The following is an 18,456-nucleotide window of genomic DNA, read 5'->3' as shown; positions in this document are numbered from 1 at the left end:
TCGCGCGAAATGGAACGGACGGTTCAGCCGGCACCGGCCTTGGGCTTCTTCTTGCTGGCTGTGAAGGCGAAACCGATCACCAAGGCCTGGGCCAAGCAGATCGAGGCGGCGAGCGATCGGAACGTCCTGACCTCCGACTCGCGCACGTGCAGGACCAGGCTGGCCAGCTTGGCGATCGGACTGACCAGGCTGTCGCTGATCGACAGGATTCGGGAGCCGCGCTGGCTGGCCGTCTCGACGGCCTGCACGGTCTCTTCCGCATAGGGGTGGTAGCTGACCGCGATCAGCAGATCCTTGGGACCGATCGTCTGGACCTGCTGCTTGGTCAGGCCGGCCACTCCGTCGATGAAGAGCGTGCGCTTGTTCAATTGCTGCAGCGAATAGGCCAGGTACGAGGCGACCGGGAACGACCGGCGGAAACCGACCACATAGACGGTCTCGGCCTTGTCGATCAGGGACACGGCCCGGGCCATGTCCGCCTCGCTGACCGTCTGGTTGAGATTCTGCAGGGCCAAGGTGTTGCCCTCGACGAATTCGGACAGCACATCGGCCCCGCCCTCGGGCTTCTTGGCGACCGCCTCGTTGAAGTGGCGCACCCGCTCGCCATAGCCCAGACCCGCATGGCCCGACAGCAGGCCGTCGCGGAACAGTCGCTGCATTTGGCTGGCGCCGGGATAGCCGAAGCTCTTGGCGAACCGGACGATCGCCGAGGGCTGCACCCCGCAACGCTCGGAGATCACCGCCAGGGTTTCCAGCGCCATCTCGTTGGGTTCGTCCAGAACGTAGCGCGCAATCTGCTGCAGCCGCTTGCTCAGCGAGTCGTAGCGTTCGAGAATCGCCGCCCTCAGCTCATCAGCGCTTGCCGGCGCATTCGCGGCCATGATCTCTTCGGTCATCCGACCCCCGATACAATTCGTCCAAATTTAGAATATCCGTTCCCCTCACAAACACCAGAGCCTTGCTCATGTCGCAAAATTCCACTTTACCCGTAGAGGGAATTTTCGTTCCAAGTTACAGGAAGTCGAAAACCCGGCCACATCAGAGCCGGACGAGGGAGCGGTGATGATCGAGGCGCTTTTGAACGGTAGTCCAAGGCGGATCGTTCCGTCCGCGCTTGCGCCAGCTTGGCCGCGAGACGCCGACGCCACGCTCCCTCCCCTGCCCGCTTTCCTGAGACCATGAAGGTTCCCATGCACGATATCGCGATCCTGGGCGCAGGCCGCATCGGCCGCATCCACGCCAAGAACGTCGCCGGCCAGCCGGGCCTGCGGCTGAAATATGTGGTCGACCCGATCGCCGCGGCCGCCGACGGCCTGGCCGCCGAGACCGGCGCCACCGTCGCCGACCTGGACGCCGTCCTCAACGACCCGTCGGTGGCCGGCGTCATCGTCGCCAGTTCGACCGATACGCACCTGGACTACTCCCTGAAGGCCGTCGCGGCCGGCAAGGCGGTATTCTGCGAGAAACCGATCGACCAGGACCTGACCCGCGCCCGCTCGGCCGCCGGCGAGCTGGGCGGTCAGGACGTGAAACTGTTCCTGGGTTTCAACCGCCGCTTCGACCCGAACTTCCAAGGCCTGAAGGCGCGCCTGTCGGCCGGCGTGGTTGGCGCCCTGGAAACCGTGCACATCACCAGCCACGACCCGGCCCCGCCGCCGGTCGCCTATGTCAAGGTGTCGGGCGGCCTGTTCAAGGACATGGCCATCCACGACTTCGACATGGCCCGCTGGCTGCTGGAGGAGCCCGTGGCCGAGGTCTTCGCCGCCGCCAGCTGCCTGGTCGACCCGGCGATCGGCGAGGCCGGCGACGTCGACACCGCCAAGATCATCCTGCGCACCGCCTCCGGCAAGATCTGCGTGATCAGTAACAGCCGCCGCAGCGGCTACGGCTACGACCAGCGGATCGAGGCGTTCGGCTCCAAGGGCCTGGTCCGCGCCGACAACGTCATGGAAAGCACCGTCTCGGTCTGGGGCGAGGCTGGCGCGGCTGCCGACGCCTTCCAGAACTTCTTCCTGGATCGCTACGCAGAAGCTTACCGCCGCGAGATGACCCACTTCGCGCAGATCATCCGCGGCGAAGCCCTCCCGTCGGTCGGCTATGTCGACGGCGTCGAAGCCCTTGCCCTCGCCGAGGCGGCCGGCCAGTCGGCAAAGGCGGGTCAGGTCGTAAGGCTGTAGCCTCGGCCGGAGGATGAGGCGCTTTGGGATGGCGTGATCGGGGAGGCTGATCGCATGGCGCGACGGCCTCCCTACAGCGAAATGAAACACGGCTTCCCAGACATTCTTGACATGGAATTTATATTCCATTCTTGTGTCAAAGAAAAACCGGGCGATGCTCCACGCTCGATAAACATGTGATTAGAGAGTCGAGAAACGCCATGAACCGCACCCCGACATCGCGCCGGCGCTTCCTGGGCTTGGTGTCCGGACTGGGGCTGACGGCGGCGGCGGGCGGGCTGCTGGGCGGTTGCGCGCGCGGCGGCCAGAACGCCTCCGAAGTCGTGGTCAGCTTCAACGATCTTTCCCAGCCGTTCTTCGTAGCCATGCGCCGCGAACTCGAAGACGAAGCCGGCAAGCTGGGCGTGAAGGTTCAGGTGCTGGACGCCCAAAACAACTCCTCCAAGCAGATCGCCGACCTGGAGGCCGCCGCCGTGCAGGGGGCCAAGGTGGTGATCGTCGCCCCGACCGACTCCAAGGCGCTGGCGACGGCGGCCGACGAGCTGGCCGAACAGGGCGTGGCGGTGATCTCGGTCGACCGCAACATCGTCGGCGCCAAGTCGCCTGTACCGCACGTCGGGGCCGACAACGTTGCCGGCGGTCGCGCCATGGCCGACTGGGTGGTCAAGACCTATCCAGCGGGCGCGCGCGTGGTGGTGATCACCAACGACCCGGGCAGTTCCAGCTCGATCGAGCGGGTCAAGGGGGTGCACGAAGGCCTCGCGGCCGGCGGCCCGGCGTTCAAGATCGTCGCCGAACAGACCGCCAATTCCAAACGCGACCAGGCCCTGACCGTCACCCAGAACGTGCTGACCTCGATGCACGACACGCCGCCCGACGTGATCCTGTGCCTGAATGACGACATGGCCATGGGGGCCCTGGAGGCGGTGCGCGCGGCCGGGTTCGGCCCGGACAAGATCAAGGTGCTGGGCTTCGACGCAATTCCCGAGGCCCTGGCCCGGATCAAGTCCGGCGAAATGGTCGCCTCGGTCGAGCAGAACCCAGGCAAGCAGATCCGCACCGCGCTTCGCGAGGCCGTGGACAAGATCAAGACCGGCGCGGCGCCCAAGAGCGTCAGCCTCACGCCCGTGCTGATCACCAGCGCCAACCTTGCCGAGGCCTCGCGCATCTCGGAAGTGAAATAGTCCGCGGCAGATGATGTGATGACGCTTCTGAACGTCAGCCAGGTCAGCAAGAGCTTTCCCGGCGTGCGGGCTCTCGACCGGGTCCGGCTTGAGGTCGGGCGCGGCGAGGTCCACGCCCTTCTGGGCGAGAACGGCGCGGGCAAGTCGACCCTGATCAAGATCCTGTCGGCGGCCCATGCGCCCGACGAGGGCGTCGTGGCCTTCGACGGTCAGCCGCTGGATCCGCGCGACACGCCGCTGCGTCGCCAGCGGCTGGGCATCGCGACGATCTATCAGGAATTCAACCTGTTCCCCGAACTCAGCGTCGCCGAGAACATGTATCTGGGCCGCGAGCCGAAGCGCCTGGGGCTAGTCGACTGGCGACGCCTGCGCGCCGACGCGGCCGCCCTGCTGGGTGAGCTGGGCCTGCCGCTCGACCCGGGCGCACCGGTCAGCCGCCTGACGGTGGCCGAGCAGCAGATGGTCGAGATCGCCAAGGCCATGACGCTGAACGCCCGGCTGATCATCATGGACGAGCCGACCGCGGCCCTCAGCAGCCGCGAGGTCGACCGCCTGCACGCGATCATCGCCGACCTCAAGGCGCGGGGCGTCAGCGTCATCTACGTCTCGCACCGCTTGGCCGAGGTGAAGGCCATGTGCGACCGCTATACGGTGATGCGTGACGGTCGCTATGTGGCCAGCGGCGACGTCGCCGATGTCGAGATCGACGACATGGTCCGCCTGATGGTGGGACGCTCGGTCGAGTTCGTTCGCCGGGCTCGTTCGGGTCCGCCCGGCCCCGTCGTCCTGAAGGTCGAGACCGTGACGCCCAAGCGCCCGCGGCTGGCCGCGCCAGGCTATCTGAAGGACGTGTGCCTGGAGGTGCGCGCCGGTGAGATCGTCGGCCTGGCGGGCCTGGTCGGCGCCGGCCGCACGGACCTGGCCCGGCTGATCTTCGGCGCCGACGCCATCGCCTCCGGATCAATCCGGCTGGACGACAAGCCCCTGAAATTGAAGTCGCCGCGCGACGCGATCCGGGCGGGCGTCATGATGGTGCCCGAGGACCGCAAGCAGCAGGGCTGCTTCCTCGACCACTCCATTCGCCGCAATCTGAGCCTGCCCAGCCTGAAGCCGTTGAGCCGCCTGGGCCAGTGGATCGACGAACGGGCCGAGCGCGACCTGGTCGAGACCTATCGCCAGAAGCTGCGAGTCAAGATGGCCAGCCAGGAAACGCCGATCGGCAAGCTGTCCGGCGGCAACCAGCAGAAGGTGCTGCTGGGCCGCTCGATGGCCCTGGCCCCGCGCGTCCTGATCGTCGACGAGCCCACCCGCGGCATCGACATCGGCGCCAAGGCCGAGGTCCATCAAGTGCTGTCCGAGTTCGCCGCCCAGGGCGTGGCGATCCTCGTCATATCGTCGGAACTGGCGGAAGTCATGGCCGTCAGCGACCGGATCGTCGTGTTCCGCGAGGGCGTGGTCGTCGCCGACCTCGACGGCGAGACCGCCACCGAAGAGGGCCTGATGGCCTATATGGCGACCGGCGTCGGCCGGGCTTCGCCGCCAGGAATGGAACACCGCCCCCTATGACCTCCTCCCCGACGCTTTCCCCCGATCCGGCGGCCGACCAGGCGGCCGCCCCGCCGCGCCGCTTCGATCCGCTGGCCTTCGCGCGCAAGCACCGGACCATCCTGTTCCTGCTGCTGCTGATCGCCGTGTTCGGCGCGGTCAATGAGCGCTTCCTGACCATCCGCAACGCGCTGAACATCCTCAGCGAGGTGTCGATCTACGGCATCATCGCCGTGGGCATGACCTATGTGATCCTGATCGGCGGCATCGACGTGGCTGTCGGCTCGCTGCTGGCCTTCGCCTCGCTGGCGGCGGCCTATGTGGTGACGACCGTCGTTGGCCCCTCCCCGGTCAGCTGGCTGATCGCCCTGGGCATTTCCACCCTGGTCGGCCTGGCCGGCGGCTACGTCCACGGCAAGGCGGTGACCTGGCTGCACGTGCCGGCCTTCATCGTCACCCTGGGCGGCATGACGGTCTGGCGCGGCGCGACACTGATCCTCAACGACGGCGGGCCGATCTCGGGCTTCGACGCCGCCTATCGCTGGTGGGGCACCGGCGACATCCTGTTCGTGCCGGCGCCGATCGCCGTCTTCATACTGGTCGCCGCCCTCGGCCACGTCGTGCTGCGCTATACGCGCTACGGTCGCCAGGTCTATGCGGTCGGCGGCAACGCCGAGGCCGCCCGCCTGTCGGGCGTGAACGTCGACTTCATCGTCACCAGCGTCTACGCGGTGATCGGCGCCCTGGCCGGCCTGTCAGGCTTCCTGTTGTCGGCGCGCCTGGGTTCGGCCGAGGCCGTGGCCGGCGCCGGGTACGAGCTGCGGGTCATCGCCTCGGTGGTGATCGGCGGGGCCAGTCTGACCGGCGGCTCGGGCGGCGTGGGCGGCACGCTCCTGGGCGCGCTGCTGATCGGCGTGCTGTCCAACGGCCTGGTGATCATGCATGTCAGCTCCTACTTCCAGCAGGTGGTGATCGGCCTGATCATCGTCGCCGCGGTGGCGTTCGATCACTACGCCCGCACCCACAAGGCCTGATCGCCGATGCGCGCCCTGAGCGGCCTCTTCCTCGGCGTCGCCCTCGCGACGCTGCCGCTCGCGGCCCTGGCGCAGAGCCCCGCCCCCGACCTGGCGAGCAAGGCCGATCCGTTCGTCGGGGTGGACGGCGGCGGGGTCACCGGCGGCAACACCGTGCCCGGCGCGGGCGTGCCGTTCGGGTTCGTGTCGTTGAGTCCCGACACCACCAACGCCGACACCAACGGCTACGACTCCAGAAGCCCGATCATGGGCTTCAGCTACACCCATGTCAGCGGCACGGGCGGTTCGGGCAAGTACGGCAACTTCCGGGTCACGCCCGCCGTCGGCCCGCTACGGATCAACCACCTGCACTTCGGCAAGACCGACGAGCAGGCCTCGCCGGGCTATTACAGCGTCGGCCTGGGCAACAGCGACGCCGAGCGGATCAAGGTCGAGCTGACGGCCTCGCGCCGCGTCGGGTTCCAGCGCCTGACCTACCCCGCCGCCGCCGAGAGCCAGCTGATCTTCGACGTTAGCTCGGTGGTGGCCATGCGCGGACGCGGCCAGCGGGTGAGGCTGGCCAAGGTCGAGCTGATCGACGACCACACCCTGGCCGGTGAGGTCACGGTCGAAGGCGGCTGGAACCCCGCCGCTTACACGCTCTACTTCCACGCGGTGGTCGACCGCCCGGCCAAGACCTTCGGGGCCTGGAAGGCAGGCCAGGGCTGGTTCGAGACCACGCCTGGCCCCGGTCGCTCGGAAGGCGGTTCGCAGGTCAAGAGTCCGGCCAACCGCCAGGGCCTGATGATCGAGTACGACACCGAACGGGAGTTCTCCAACCGCCTGGGCGCCTATCTCACCTTCGACACCACCGCAGATCGCCAGGTGCGGATGAAGCTGGCGGTGTCGTTCATCAGCGCCGACAAGGCGCGAGCCAACCTGGCCGAGGAGATGCCCGGCTGGGACTTCGACGCCTATCGCCTGGCCGCGCGAGCGCAATGGAACGACGCCCTGGCCAGGATCCGGGTCGAGGGCGGCGGCGACGAGCAGCAACGCATCTTCTATTCCGCCCTCTACCGCGCCCACACCATGCCGCACGACCTCTCCGGCGAGAACGTCTGGTGGAAATCCGACGAGCCTCACTACGAGGACTTCTACACCCTGTGGGACACGTTCCGGACGCTGCATCCGCTGCTCACCGTGATCCAGCCGCAGCGGCAGCGGGACATGATCCGTTCCCTGATCGACACCTACAGCCACACCGGCTGGATGCCGGATTCGCGCATCGCCGGCGCCAACGGCATGACCCAGGGCGGCTCCAACGGCGACATCTTGGTCGCCGACGCAGTGGTCAAGCGTCTGGGCGGCTTCGACCAGGCCCTGGCCTATGAGGCGATCCGAAAGAACGGCGAGGTCGACTCCGATCAGCCCTTCCTGCAAGGCCGCGTGCTGAAGGACTATCTGAAGCTGGGCTATGTGCCGTTCACTCAGACCCGCTCGGCCTCGCGCACCCTGGAATACGCCTATGACGACTACGCGATCGGCGTGGTGGCCAAGGCCTTGGGAAAGACCGACGACGCCAAGCGCTACCTGACCCGGTCCGGCAACTGGAAGAACCTCTGGGACGATGCGCTGGGCTGCGTCCGCCCCCGCTACCCGAACGGCGAGTGGGTCGAGAATTACAGCTGCACCTACGAATACCCCGACCGCTCGGGCCCGTGGTGGGACGCTCCGTTCTACGAAGGCAATTCGCTGCAATACTCCACCTATGTGCCCCAGGACGTGGCCGGATTGATGGCCAAGACCGGCGGGCGCGAAGGTTTCGTCGCCTGGCTGGACCGACTGTTCGACGGCCACTACTCGCAGGGCAACGAGCCCGACATCCTGGCGCCGTATCTCTACATTCACGCCGGACGTCCGGACCGTACGGCCGAGATCGCGCGCCAGCTGATGGTCAAGCATTATCGGCCCACCCGCACGGGCCTGCCAGGCAATGACGACGCCGGCGCGATGTCCAGCTGGTATGTCTGGAACGCCATCGGGCTCTATCCGAACGCCGGCCAGCCCTACTACTACATCGCCTCGCCGGTGTTCGCGCGCAGCCTCATCGCGCTGGAGGGCGGCAAGACCTTTACGGTTCAGGCTTTGGCGACTTCGGAGGCGAACCGCTACGTCACGGCCGCGAAACTGAACGGCAAACCGCTGGATCGCGCCTGGATCACCCACGCCGAGCTGGCCCAGGGCGGCGTACTGGACCTGACCATGGGCCCGGCGCCGTCGGGCTGGGCGACGACCTTCACGCCGCCGCCCAACGGGCTTTGAGCCCCTGCCCCTAATGGTTCTCGTGCACCGCCACCTGCTCAGGTAGGACCAGCCTCACGCGATCCAGGCCGACGCGGCCTGTGCGCGAGGTCACGGTGATCGTATGGCGTCCCGGTGACAGCGACGGGCCGACCGTGACCTTCAGCAGGTTGTCCAGCACGCCCTCGGCCCAGGCCGGGGACCCGACCTTGCGCGGCAGACGCACGGGCTCAACCGCGCCGCCATCGATGCTGACGTCGAGCTCGATGTCCTGAGCCTGACCGTCCGGGAAGATCGGCAGCACGCCCAGCTGCGCGCGGCGACCGTCGGAACTGGCGATATCGACGGCCAGGGTCAGGGCGGCGCCCGGCGCGTCGGCGATCATCACGCCGCGGCCGCGACCGACGCCGTCCACCAGGCGCCACCCTTTGTTGGCCGTGAAGGCCTCGGCCTCGAACACCGGCGAGGCGGCGGGCGCATTGCCGTCGACCACGGCCAGGAACCTGGCCGGATCCGCGGTGAGGCCGGCGCCCGGCATCGGGATCGGACGGGCGCGATAGATCCGCCACTGGCTGTCAGCCGGCTCCTCGGGCATCAGCCAGCGCCACTTGCCGCCGGCGACCTGGTTGTTGAAGCGATCGGTCAGGGCGGTAATCTCAGCCTGGGCGTCGACGGCGGCCCCGCCGGCCGAGCGCGCCATCGCCTGGTCGCTGTCGACCAGCTCGTTGTACCGCTCGGCCGCGAAGAACCGCATGTTGGCCGCAGCCGAGATGCGGATCGGAAACTCGACCAGCTCGAACCAGGCGTCGGCCAATTCCGGCGGCACGGAGGCGCTGGTCGCCTTGGTTTCGGCCACCAGCTTGCGGAAGGCCCGCAGTCGGTCGTTGACCTCGTCGGGCGTATAGCTGGACATGTGCCGGGTCTCGGCCTGGGGCTGCCACTCCAGGTGCTCGGGCCGCCGCTCGAAGTTGAGGCGGTAGTAGGCGTCCATCAGATCGGCGGTCTTGCCGGCCAGGGCGGGACCGAAGGCGCGCCCGCTCCAGTCCTCCAGGAACTGGCGCTGGGTCTTGCCGCGCCAGCGATCGATGTCCCAGGCCATTTCCAGGAAGTGGCTGGCGCCGATCTCGGCCGGCTTGATGTCGCCGACATTGGCGATCCAGACATTGCGCGCTCCCTTGTCCCAGGCGTGGATCATCTCCTCCTGCACCAGGGCCGGCGGCGTGGTGCCCAGCCACAGATAGGCCAGCGGATAGCCCAGATAGGACAGGTGGTAGTAGACCCCCGCCCCGCCCTTGCGCCCGGCCTCCTGCGTGCTCGGGAACTGGCGGATGTAGCCGAAATTGTCGTCGGGCCAGACGATGGTGACGTCGTCCGGGACCTTCACCCCCGCCCGGTAGATCTCAAGCACCTCCTTGTAGGGCACGAAGATCTGCGGGACCTTAGTGACGTCCGACGAGACGTTCCTGGCCAGGATCTCGCGCTGGTCGGCGATGATCTTGTCCAGCAGGGCCACCTTGTCCTGCATGGTCTTGGGACCGACCATGCCGGTGTCGTGGATGCCGCGCATGCCCAGCGTCCACAGGCTTTCGTATTGACCGTTCAGCTTGGCGCGCTGTTCCCAATAGGTCTTCACACCGTCGGGATTGGTCGCGTAGTTGAACGTCTCGGGCGGGGCCTTCCACTCGCCGACATTGTTGCGCAGCATGGCCTCGGCGTGGGACGAGCCCATGACGATGCCGTACTCCTCGGCCAGCTTGGCGTTGGCCGGATCGGAATTGAACGGCGCGGTCGTGTGGTGCATGGCCGGCCACAGGGTGTTGGCCTTCAGGCGCAGCAGCAGAGTGAAGATCCGGCGGTAGGTCTTGGGTCCGATGTCGCCGCGTTCGGGGTCGAAGGTCTTGACCGCCCAGGGGTAGAGCCCCCAGTCCTCGTCGTTGACGAAGACGCCCCGGTAGCGGACCGAGGGCGGGCCGAAACGGTGGACGCCGGGGGCGACGAACAGCGTGTCGCGATGCTTGGGCGTCACGTCGGCCCACCAGGCCCAGGGCGACACGCCCATCCCCTGCGCCACCTCATAGACCCCGAAGGCGGTCCCCCGCCGGTCGCTGCCGATCACCACCAGGGCCTTGTCGACGCCGGCCGTCGGCCGATCGACCGAGGCGATGACGAAGCTCTCCCAGGCCCCGGACAGGCGCGAGACGTCGACCTTCCTGGCCGCGACCAACTGGTCGATCAGCTTGCTGTGGCCAAGGGTGCCGACCAGGATCGCCGTCTTGTTGGAAGGTGCGGCCGCCACGGTCGCCGGCTGGGCGGTGACCGTCTTGATGTCGTCCGCCAGATCGTCGGCGGCGTGACGCACGACGGCCGCGTCGGCCGGATCGACCACGATCGTCGGCGCACGGCCCGCCTCGAGCAGCACGAAGCCGCCGCGCGCCAGACTGTCGGTGAAGAGAGGACCGTTTTCGCGGCGGCCCTGCGCCTGCACGGCGTGGGCGGCGCCGAGACAAAGAACCAACGCCAAGGCGCCCCGCCAGATAGACTTCAACCTGTTCATTGGCCCGGGCCTCCCTACGCGTGACAATTCTTCTACTTTGGATGACGTCCGATCACGACGCCAAGGCTTGCGAGACCACGGCCTCGAACCTGTCCAGGGGACAGTCGAACGCCGGCGTGGCCGTGCTGCAGGCCGGGATGAACACGGGCGCCGCCAGCGGCGGCGCGGCCTCGGTCAGCGGCGTGGCCTCGCGCAGTTGCCGTAGGCTCTGGCCGGTGAAACGGGCGCGGATCACGCGCACGCCGTCGGCCCGACGCCAGCGCTCGAAAACCAGGGCGCCGCCCGGACCGATCTGGTTGGGCTGGTAGCCCGGCAGGGCCCATTCGAGGCGCAGCAGGCCGCCCAGCACCGCCAAGGTGCCGTCATGGCCGGCCACGAAGACGATCCGGGCGTCCGCCGGACCAATCGCCGCGTCGGAGTTCTCTCCCTCCAGCGTGGCCAGAATCCGTCGCGCCAGCGGACCGCCAAGCGTCTTTGCGACATAGGGCGTGCGAAGCCGCAGGTCGAATTCCGCCTGGTGCAGGGCGAAAACACGGGTCAGGGCGTCCCCGTCGAGGCCCCGCCACCCCTGCCCCGCGAAGTCCTGGCCGTCGGCCCAGGCCATCAGCAGGCTCTCGGTGACGCCGGACGCGAAGGCCTCAGGCCCCGACAGCGACACCAGGTCCTCGCCCTCGACGAAGCCGGGCTTGGCGTCGAGGATCCGCCGCTTGCCGGGCGACGGCGGGCATGGACCGACCGGGCATTGCATCAGCAGCGCGTCCAGGCGCTCGATCGCGTCGCGATGGCTGGCGCTCCAGGCAGCAAGATCACCGCCGGCCCGGCCGGCGACGGCCGCCCGCGCCAGAGCCGGGTCGGCGACCACAACGCCGGCCTTGACCGGTTCGAACATCGGATCGACGCGCCCCTCGCCCACCGTACCGACCGCGACGGCGCAGCCCGGGGACAGGGTTCGCCCAACCGCCTGGGCCGTGGCGATCGTCCTCTGAGTGACGTTGGCCCAGTAATAGGCCGCGCCGCAGTCGCCCCTTTGCTCCAACAAGCCCTCGCCGACGTAGTGGCTATGGAAATAGCCGCCCATCAGCGACGCCAGGGCTTCCCCCCTGGCGGTCAGATGGCCCGGCGGGACCGAGAACCGCGGCCAGGGCCAGGCCGAGGCCTCTTCCAGCCGTTCGGGGCTCGACATCGCCGCCCGCACCCCGTGGCGGCTGAGGATCACCACCTTCTCGAGTCGCTCGCCCGGCGCGGCCCAGGCGGAGCCCGTCGACAGGAGAACGAACGCGGCCAGGGCGGCTCGAAGAAACGGGATCATCGTGCGGTTCCGGATCCTAGTGGCAGCCGGTTCCGGCGATCAGCTCGACCTCGGCGACCTGGACGTCCTTACCGGCCGTCAGCGCCAGCCGATAGCGGGAAAAGGCCTTGGCCTTCAGGGCGAAGGTCCTGGTGGCGTGACGATGATCGAAGCGTTCGCCGCGACGGTCGTCCAGCGTCACCCAGCGCTTGCCGTCGAAGCCGCTGAACCGCCAGCCGCTCGGATCGGCCTCGTTCGGACCGACGCTGATCGTATAGGCCTTCAGGCAGGTCGCCGTCGGGCGGGTGAACACCGCCGCCTGGCCGGCTGAGGCGGTCCAGACCGTCGAGGTCTTGCCGTCGTTCAAAACCGGAACGTCGCCCGTCGCCACCAGCACCGCGCCGTCATAGGCCCATTGGCCGGGCTCGCCGCTCATCGTGAAGCTCAGCACGCCGCCGGCCAGCAGTTGCGCCTGGGAGACGAAGGGGCCCAGCAACGGCTTGCCGTTCAGGCTGGCGGCGGTGATGTACGGATGGTCCGCGCCGGCGTTCTCGGCGCGGATTTCAAGAGTCTTGCCGCCCTCCAGGTGGACCAGGCTGCGGGGATGCCGCGGCCCGTGCAGATAGAACAGGTCGCTTCCCAGCTTCGGGAACAGGCCCAGGCGGTTGAACACGTAGTTGGAACTCATCGCCCCGGCGTCCTCGTCACCCGGATAGGCGGTGTCGGTGAAGTGCTTGAACACCTGTCCCGCCCAGTAGGACGACAGGTCGGCCCGGCCAAGGTTGTGGAACAGCCAGGGCGTGGCGAACGAGGGCTCGTTGGTGATGTCGATCAACCCCGCGTCCAGCGCGTGGTTGAGACGCTCGTTGAAGCGCACCCGTCCGCCCATCGCCTCGACCAGGCCCGGCAGGTCGTGCAGCACGCCATAGGAATAGATCCAGGCCGTACCTTCGTAGTAGCCGACATTGTTGTGGACCTTGCCGTCCCAGCCGAGCTTGGGATCGATCTCCTGGAACTTGCCATCCGGATAGCGCGGCATCAGGAAGCCCCTGAAGCCGTCGCTCTGCGTGTTCGGGTTCCAGATCCTGCGCCAGTTCTGCGACCGCCTGGTCAGCGCCTCGGCCTCGCCGGCGTGGCCGGCCTTGGCGGCGACCTGCGCGGCGAAGTAATCGTTCAGCGCAAAGCCCAGGGTCGACGAGCCCGACTTGGCGCGCTGGTTATTCGGTTCGGGACTGAGGTCCCCGACGCCGAAATAACCGCTCTCCAGATAGCGCGGGCGACGACGCTCGAAGGCGTTGAAATGGGTCACGCGCCAAGCGTCGTTCCAGTTGACGCCCCGGGCGCCGCGCAGCGCCGCCTCGCCTAGCACGTTGTCGACCTCGTCCCCCCCCTGCCCGACATGGTAGTTCTGGCCGCCGATGATCGCCGTGTCGGCGGCGCCGAACTTGTCGAAGGTGTGGATCAGCGAGTTGAGGTTGGCTGCATATTCGCTGGGCCGCAGCACCGACATCAGCGGGAACAGAGTCCGATAGGTGTCCCACAGGGTGTAATGATCATCCCAGTTCGGCCGACCCAGTTCCTTGGCCGGCTGGTCCAGCGACCGATCCCGCGGATGGGTCGAGGCGTGGTAGAACGCCGTGTAGAACCGCCGGGTCTGGGCCTCGGAAAGCCCCGAGACCTCGATTTCGCCCAGCCGGTCGTTCCACGCGGCCTGGGTCTCCCGGCGCACGCGGTCGAAGTTCCAGTCCGGGATTTCGCGGTCCAGCAGAGCCTCGGCGGTCTCGGCGCTGGTGAACGACACCGCGACCTTGACCAGCAACGGCTTGTCGGGAGAGGTCTTGAAGGTCTGCCAGGCGCCCAGGCGCTCGTCCGCCCCCGTCTTGCCCTCGGTCGCGCCGGCCTTGCGGTCCTGCTTGTCGAACACACCCCAGGCGGTGGGCTTCTGGTCGAACCTGGCCACGAACCAGATGTCGATCAGGGCCGGGTTCCAATAGCCCTTGGCCTTGACGTGGCCGACGATCTTGCCCTCGGCGGGAAACAGCTTCACGTCGGCTTGGTCCGAGGCGACCAGTCCCCCCACCTTGCGGGTCACGTCGAAGACCAGCTGGGCTTGGTCCGTGTTCGGATAGGTCAGGCGATAGATGGCCGCATAGTGGGCTGGCGTGACCTCGACGCGCGTGTCGTAGCGCGCCAGGCGGACGGAATAGGCGTCGGCGGCCAGGATCTCTTCAGCCTTGGGCGACAGGTGGGCCGCTTCGTCGAACTGCGCCGTTCCGACCTGGGGCGACAGCAGGAACGTGCCATAGGTCGTCACCCCGCCCGACCCTTGCGAATGCAGCTGGGCGAAACCGCTGATCGGCTCGGCCGCGTTATAGCCGGCGTTGCTGGGGTTGGGGGTTTCTGGCGAGGGATGGATGGAGCCGTTGGGCCGCGTCGGCCCGGGGATGGTGTCGCCTTCATTGTCGTTGCCGAGGCCGACAGTCAGCGCGGGGAGCTTGTAGAGTGACCGGTCGGGCTGGGCCCAAGCCGTTGAGGACGCCGTCAGGAGGGCCAGAACCAACAGGGGCGACAGGCTCGCGCGAAGTCCGGGCATCAAGATCCTCCGGCTACGGAACGAAAGGCCGCCGGAACGCACGTCCGGCCGGCAGCCTCCCTGAAATCGAAAATATAGCCGGTCCACGAATGGACCGGCTATCAAGTGCCTTCACACGGGGAGCATGAAGATTAGAAGGTGGCTCGCGCCGTCAGGGTGTAGGTGCGGCCGTCATAGTCGACCCAACGCGAGACCTTGGTGTCGTTCTCGTATTCGAACCGCTTGGCGTTGGTCAGGTTGTAGGCGTCGAGCGACAGCGTGAAAGTGTCGGTCACGTTGTAGGAAGCCGACAGGTCCAGCTGGCCGCGGGCCCTGACCGAACGGGCGGCGCCGGTATAGGTGCCGTTGGCGTTCAGCGGGTAGTCCGAGCGGTAGTTGTAGACCGCGCGGATGCCGTACTTGGGCGTCTCGTAGTAACCGATCAGGTTGACGTTGTGCTTGGAGATGCCCGGGAACGGGGCGATCGCCGGGCTCTTGGAGGTGGTGTAGGCGTAGTTGAAGCTGCCGCCGAAGTTGGCCCAGAAGCCCGGCAGGAAGTCGAGGTTCTGCTGGACGTTGAACTCCACGCCCTCGACGGTGGTCGGCTTGTCGAGGTTGTAGGCGCCGCTGGCGTTGACGTGCACCTGCTTGGTGGCGCTGGAGAGGCTGGTGGCGTTGCAGTAGGTCCCGTCCCACGACAGGGCGCCGAAGCCCCAGGTCGAGCCGTCCGCTGGGCAGAGGATCGACGGGTCGGTGGTCGAGGCGACGCGGCCGGTGATGTTCTTGTGGAAATAGGCCAGCGAGATCAGGCCGTTGGGGCGGTTGTACCACTCCAGCGACAGATCGAAGGACTCGGCCAGATAGGGCCGCAGCTTGTTGTTCCCGATCGCGACCGAGACGTCATAGACGCTGACCGACCCCGAGCTCAGGCTGCTGTTGAGGATCTGGGCCGGACTGACCTTGGTCGACGGCGAATACTGGCGTGGGTGCGGACGCACATAGGTCTTGTAGTAGGCGCCGCGCAGGACCAGGTCGTCGGTGACGTCGGCCACGAAGATCGCCGACGGCAGGAAGTAGTGGTACTTGTTCTTGTACTCGTCGGTCTTGAACGCCGTGGACGAACCGATCGAGTCGGTCGGCGGCGTGGTGCGGTCCAGCGTCGTGATGGTGTTCTTGGTGTCTTCGTAGCGTCCGCCGAAGTTGCCGCGCACGCCGTGACCGAAGATCTCGGTGTCGTACTTCGCCTGAATATAGAACTGATCGACGTCGTTCTCGTTGGTGAAGTTCTTGTCGTAATAGCTGCTGTCGGCGTACTGGATGTTGAAGCCTTTGCTCGACAGGCCGCCGCCCTGATAAGGCGTGACCGGCGTGACCGCGTTGATGAAGTCGCGGACGTTCAGGACCTGCCAGTTACGATTGTAGTCACCGGCTGAGCCGCCCATGAAGTCATCGACGAACGGCGCGGTGACCATCATGCCGGACGTGATGTTCTGCGTCTGGGCGCCGTAGGCGTAGATCCGGTATCCGGTCGATACGAACTTCTCGCGTTCGAGACGCACGCCAGCCTGGATGCTCTTGATCGGTCCGAACTTGACGAAGCGCTCCACATCGAAGGCGGCCGTCTTCACCTCGCTCTTGGCGAAGCTCTCGGTGCCTTGGATCTGGAGTTGGTTGGTCGAGTTGGCCTTGGTTCCATTGTTGTAGAACGCGGTCGGGTCGCTGGGCCCGCCCCAGGTCCAGGTCTGGCCGGTCGTGAGCGAGTTCTGCGGCGTCGGGGCGGTTGAGTACTTGAAGGCGCCGATGTCATCCAGGCCCGTGGTCAGCGAGCCCGTGATGCCGTTGCCGCCCGCGCGGGTATAGTTGGCGACGTCGACCTCGGTCTCGACCGAGGCGTTGTAGCCGGACGACGCGGTCAGGACGCCGGCCAGACGCCAGTCGTCGTTGCTCCAGTCGATATTGCCGATGAGGCCGTCCGACTTCTGGCGCTGCGAGTACAGGCGCGTCGACGACAGCGCGTTCATGTTGGCGAACGAGTAGCTCTCATACAGATAGCGGCCGTCGTTGGTCTGGATCGGCGTGCCGGTCGGGGTGATCACCGTGCCCGCGCCGGCCGTGGAGGACGGCAGGACGGTGTTGATCAGGAAGTACTGGGTCGTGTCGGGCAGGTTGCGATCGGTCTTGAAGCCGATCAGGCCGATCTTGGTGTTGTCGTTCGGCCTCCACTCGATGCCGCCCGAGCCCGACCACACCTTGCCGACGTTCATGCGCGTGTACTGACGGATCTGGCTGTTGGCCCAGACGCCGTTGGTGCTCTTGGAACCGGTGTTGCTGGTGACGAAGGGCGTGGCCGCCGCTTGCGACAGGCCCAGGGCCTGGCCCAGCGAGCGGCAGTACGAGGTCGCGCTGGTGGGGCAGGCGGTCGGCGAGAAGTACTGACCGTAGGTGGCGTTGAACTGGGTCGGGCTCAGTCCCGTCATCGCCGAGGTCAGGTAGTCGTAGCTATTGAGACGGACCGTATCCCGGCGGAAGTTTTCCTTCTTGTAGGCGATCGTCCCGAACACCGCGAGGTCATCGGTCAGGTGCTTGTTGTAGCCCAGGGTCGCGGCCGGGGCGTTCAGGTCGCCCAGGGTGTTGTGCTCGTAGGAGAGCTTGGCGACGCCGCCGTCCTTGCGCGACAGGGCCGGCGCGATCTGCATGTCGACATTGCCCGACAGGCCGCCGGACACGGTGTTGGCCATCGGCGACTTCTGGATCACGAAGGCCGAGAAGATGTCGGAGTTGAACGCGCCCAGCGGCGTGCCCTGGTTGTCGCGCAGCAGCGGCGGATAGGCGAACGACTGGCCGTTCAACGTGGTGCGGGCGTACTCGCCCGGCATGCCGCGCAGGTTGATGGTGGCGTCGCGGCCCTCGGCCTCGCGGTTGATCTGCACGCCCGGGATGCGCTGCAGCGCTTCACCGACGTTCAGATCGGGGAAGCGGCCCAGGCCGTCCGACGAGATGCCGTCGGTGATCTCGATGGCGTTCTTCTTGGCGCGGACGGCGTTGGCGTAACTCTGCTTGAAGCCGGTCACGACGACCGCGTCGAGCGTGTTGTCCTGGGGAGCCGCCTGCGGCGCGGCGGCTTCCTGCGCCGCCGCGAGCGCGGGCAATCCGCCGATGATCGTGGCCGACAGGAGCGCGACCTTCAGGACGCGCCTCGGGCTATATTTCGCTTGCAACTCGTTTCCCTCCTCGTTGTGGCCATCGCCTTGGCGGCTTATTGGCCCGACCTTTTCGCGACATCGATCGACACCGAAATTATTGACTGGTCAGGACAATATTTCCGGAACGCCCACCCCCGTGCCGCACCCTGCGTTCAGCCACAATGATGTTGATATCGTTTATCTATTTCATGTAGCCGATTTGGTTTGTATATTATTTTTTGTTCGAGATCTAGAATTTTTTTTTCATATTCCCACACTGGTCAGGCCAAAATAGAAAGCTACAACCAACGGTGAACGACGCTTCATCCAGGCGTTGAGAGTGTTGATCACGAGGGCCTGAGAAGACCACTGGACCGAGCGCCTGTCTCAGCGACATATGCGCCCGCCCCTGCCGGAATCAGGCGTTGGAAAACAAGCCGAGCCCAGCGACGTCGTGGGTCAGGGAGAAACTGGAATGAAGCGAAGCATGGTGCTGGCGGGCGTGGCGGGCCTGGCGATCGGCTTCACCGCCCGGGCGGATGAAACGCCCCGCGTGCAGCCGGTGCAGGTGGACGCGTCGCGTCCGGACTGGGAGAACCCGGCGGTGTTCGCGCGGGGCAAGCTGGCGGCCAGCGCCACG

The 18,456-nt window shown here is 66.9% G+C and carries 9 protein-coding genes and 1 pseudogene; 5 read left to right on the top strand and 5 right to left on the bottom strand.

The genetic code is table 11. The annotated features are described in order from the left end of the window. Window positions 1–23 precede the first annotated feature (23 nt). Window positions 24–896, bottom strand: coding sequence for a MurR/RpiR family transcriptional regulator (locus EV278_RS20340; RefSeq protein WP_132095456.1), 873 nt, complete (start codon window positions 894–896; stop codon window positions 24–26). Window positions 897–1,190: 294 nt separating this feature from the next. Here EV278_RS20340 and iolG point away from each other — a divergent pair, with 294 nt between their 5' ends. The 5 genes from iolG (at window position 1,191) to EV278_RS20315 (ending at window position 8,241) form a co-directional block, all read left to right on the top strand. Continuing rightward, the gene (gene iolG / locus EV278_RS20335) at window positions 1,191–2,177 is read left to right on the top strand and encodes an inositol 2-dehydrogenase (RefSeq protein WP_132095454.1); all 987 of its coding nucleotides are present in this window, start codon (window positions 1,191–1,193) and stop codon (window positions 2,175–2,177) included. A 200-nt stretch (window positions 2,178–2,377) separates the two neighbouring features. Then, window positions 2,378–3,361 (top strand): sugar ABC transporter substrate-binding protein, encoded by a 984-nt coding sequence (locus EV278_RS20330; RefSeq protein ID WP_132095452.1) that lies wholly within the window; start codon window positions 2,378–2,380, stop codon window positions 3,359–3,361. An 18-nt stretch (window positions 3,362–3,379) separates the two neighbouring features. Continuing rightward, window positions 3,380–4,927 carry a sugar ABC transporter ATP-binding protein gene (locus EV278_RS20325; RefSeq protein ID WP_132095450.1) on the top strand — a complete coding sequence of 516 codons (1,548 nt, stop codon included), beginning with the start codon at window positions 3,380–3,382 and terminating at the stop codon, window positions 4,925–4,927. Next, a complete protein-coding gene (locus tag EV278_RS20320; protein ID WP_132095448.1) occupies window positions 4,924–5,940 on the top strand; it encodes an ABC transporter permease in 1,017 nt (338 codons plus the stop codon). Before EV278_RS20325 ends, EV278_RS20320 begins: the two co-directional genes overlap by 4 nt. A gap of 6 nt (window positions 5,941–5,946) precedes the next feature. Continuing rightward, entirely contained in the window at window positions 5,947–8,241 is a 2,295-nt protein-coding gene (locus EV278_RS20315; protein ID WP_132095446.1) for a GH92 family glycosyl hydrolase, read from the top strand. 10 nt (window positions 8,242–8,251) lie between these two features. Here the strand turns inward: EV278_RS20315 and EV278_RS20310 are convergent. From EV278_RS20310 to EV278_RS20295, 4 genes and pseudogenes are all read right to left on the bottom strand, one after another. Further along, window positions 8,252–10,675, bottom strand: a pseudogene (locus tag EV278_RS20310) (glycosyl hydrolase 115 family protein); the annotation flags it as partial. 151 nt (window positions 10,676–10,826) lie between these two features. Next, entirely contained in the window at window positions 10,827–12,083 is a 1,257-nt protein-coding gene (locus tag EV278_RS20305) for a histidine-type phosphatase (protein ID WP_132095442.1), read from the bottom strand. A 16-nt stretch (window positions 12,084–12,099) separates the two neighbouring features. Beyond that, window positions 12,100–14,655 carry a GH92 family glycosyl hydrolase gene (locus tag EV278_RS20300; RefSeq protein ID WP_132095440.1) on the bottom strand — a complete coding sequence of 852 codons (2,556 nt, stop codon included), beginning with the start codon at window positions 14,653–14,655 and terminating at the stop codon, window positions 12,100–12,102. A gap of 131 nt (window positions 14,656–14,786) precedes the next feature. After that, complete coding sequence (locus EV278_RS20295) at window positions 14,787–17,852, bottom strand: TonB-dependent receptor (protein WP_132095438.1); 3,066 nt, start codon at window positions 17,850–17,852, stop codon at window positions 14,787–14,789. Window positions 17,853–18,456: the final 604 nt, after the last annotated feature.

The sequence above is a fragment of the Caulobacter sp. BK020 genome (assembly GCF_004342605.1).
In the GTDB taxonomy this organism is placed as follows: domain Bacteria; phylum Pseudomonadota; class Alphaproteobacteria; order Caulobacterales; family Caulobacteraceae; genus Caulobacter.
The sequence above is the reverse complement of the archived record's forward strand: the minus strand, read 5'-3'. Positions and strand labels throughout refer to the sequence as shown.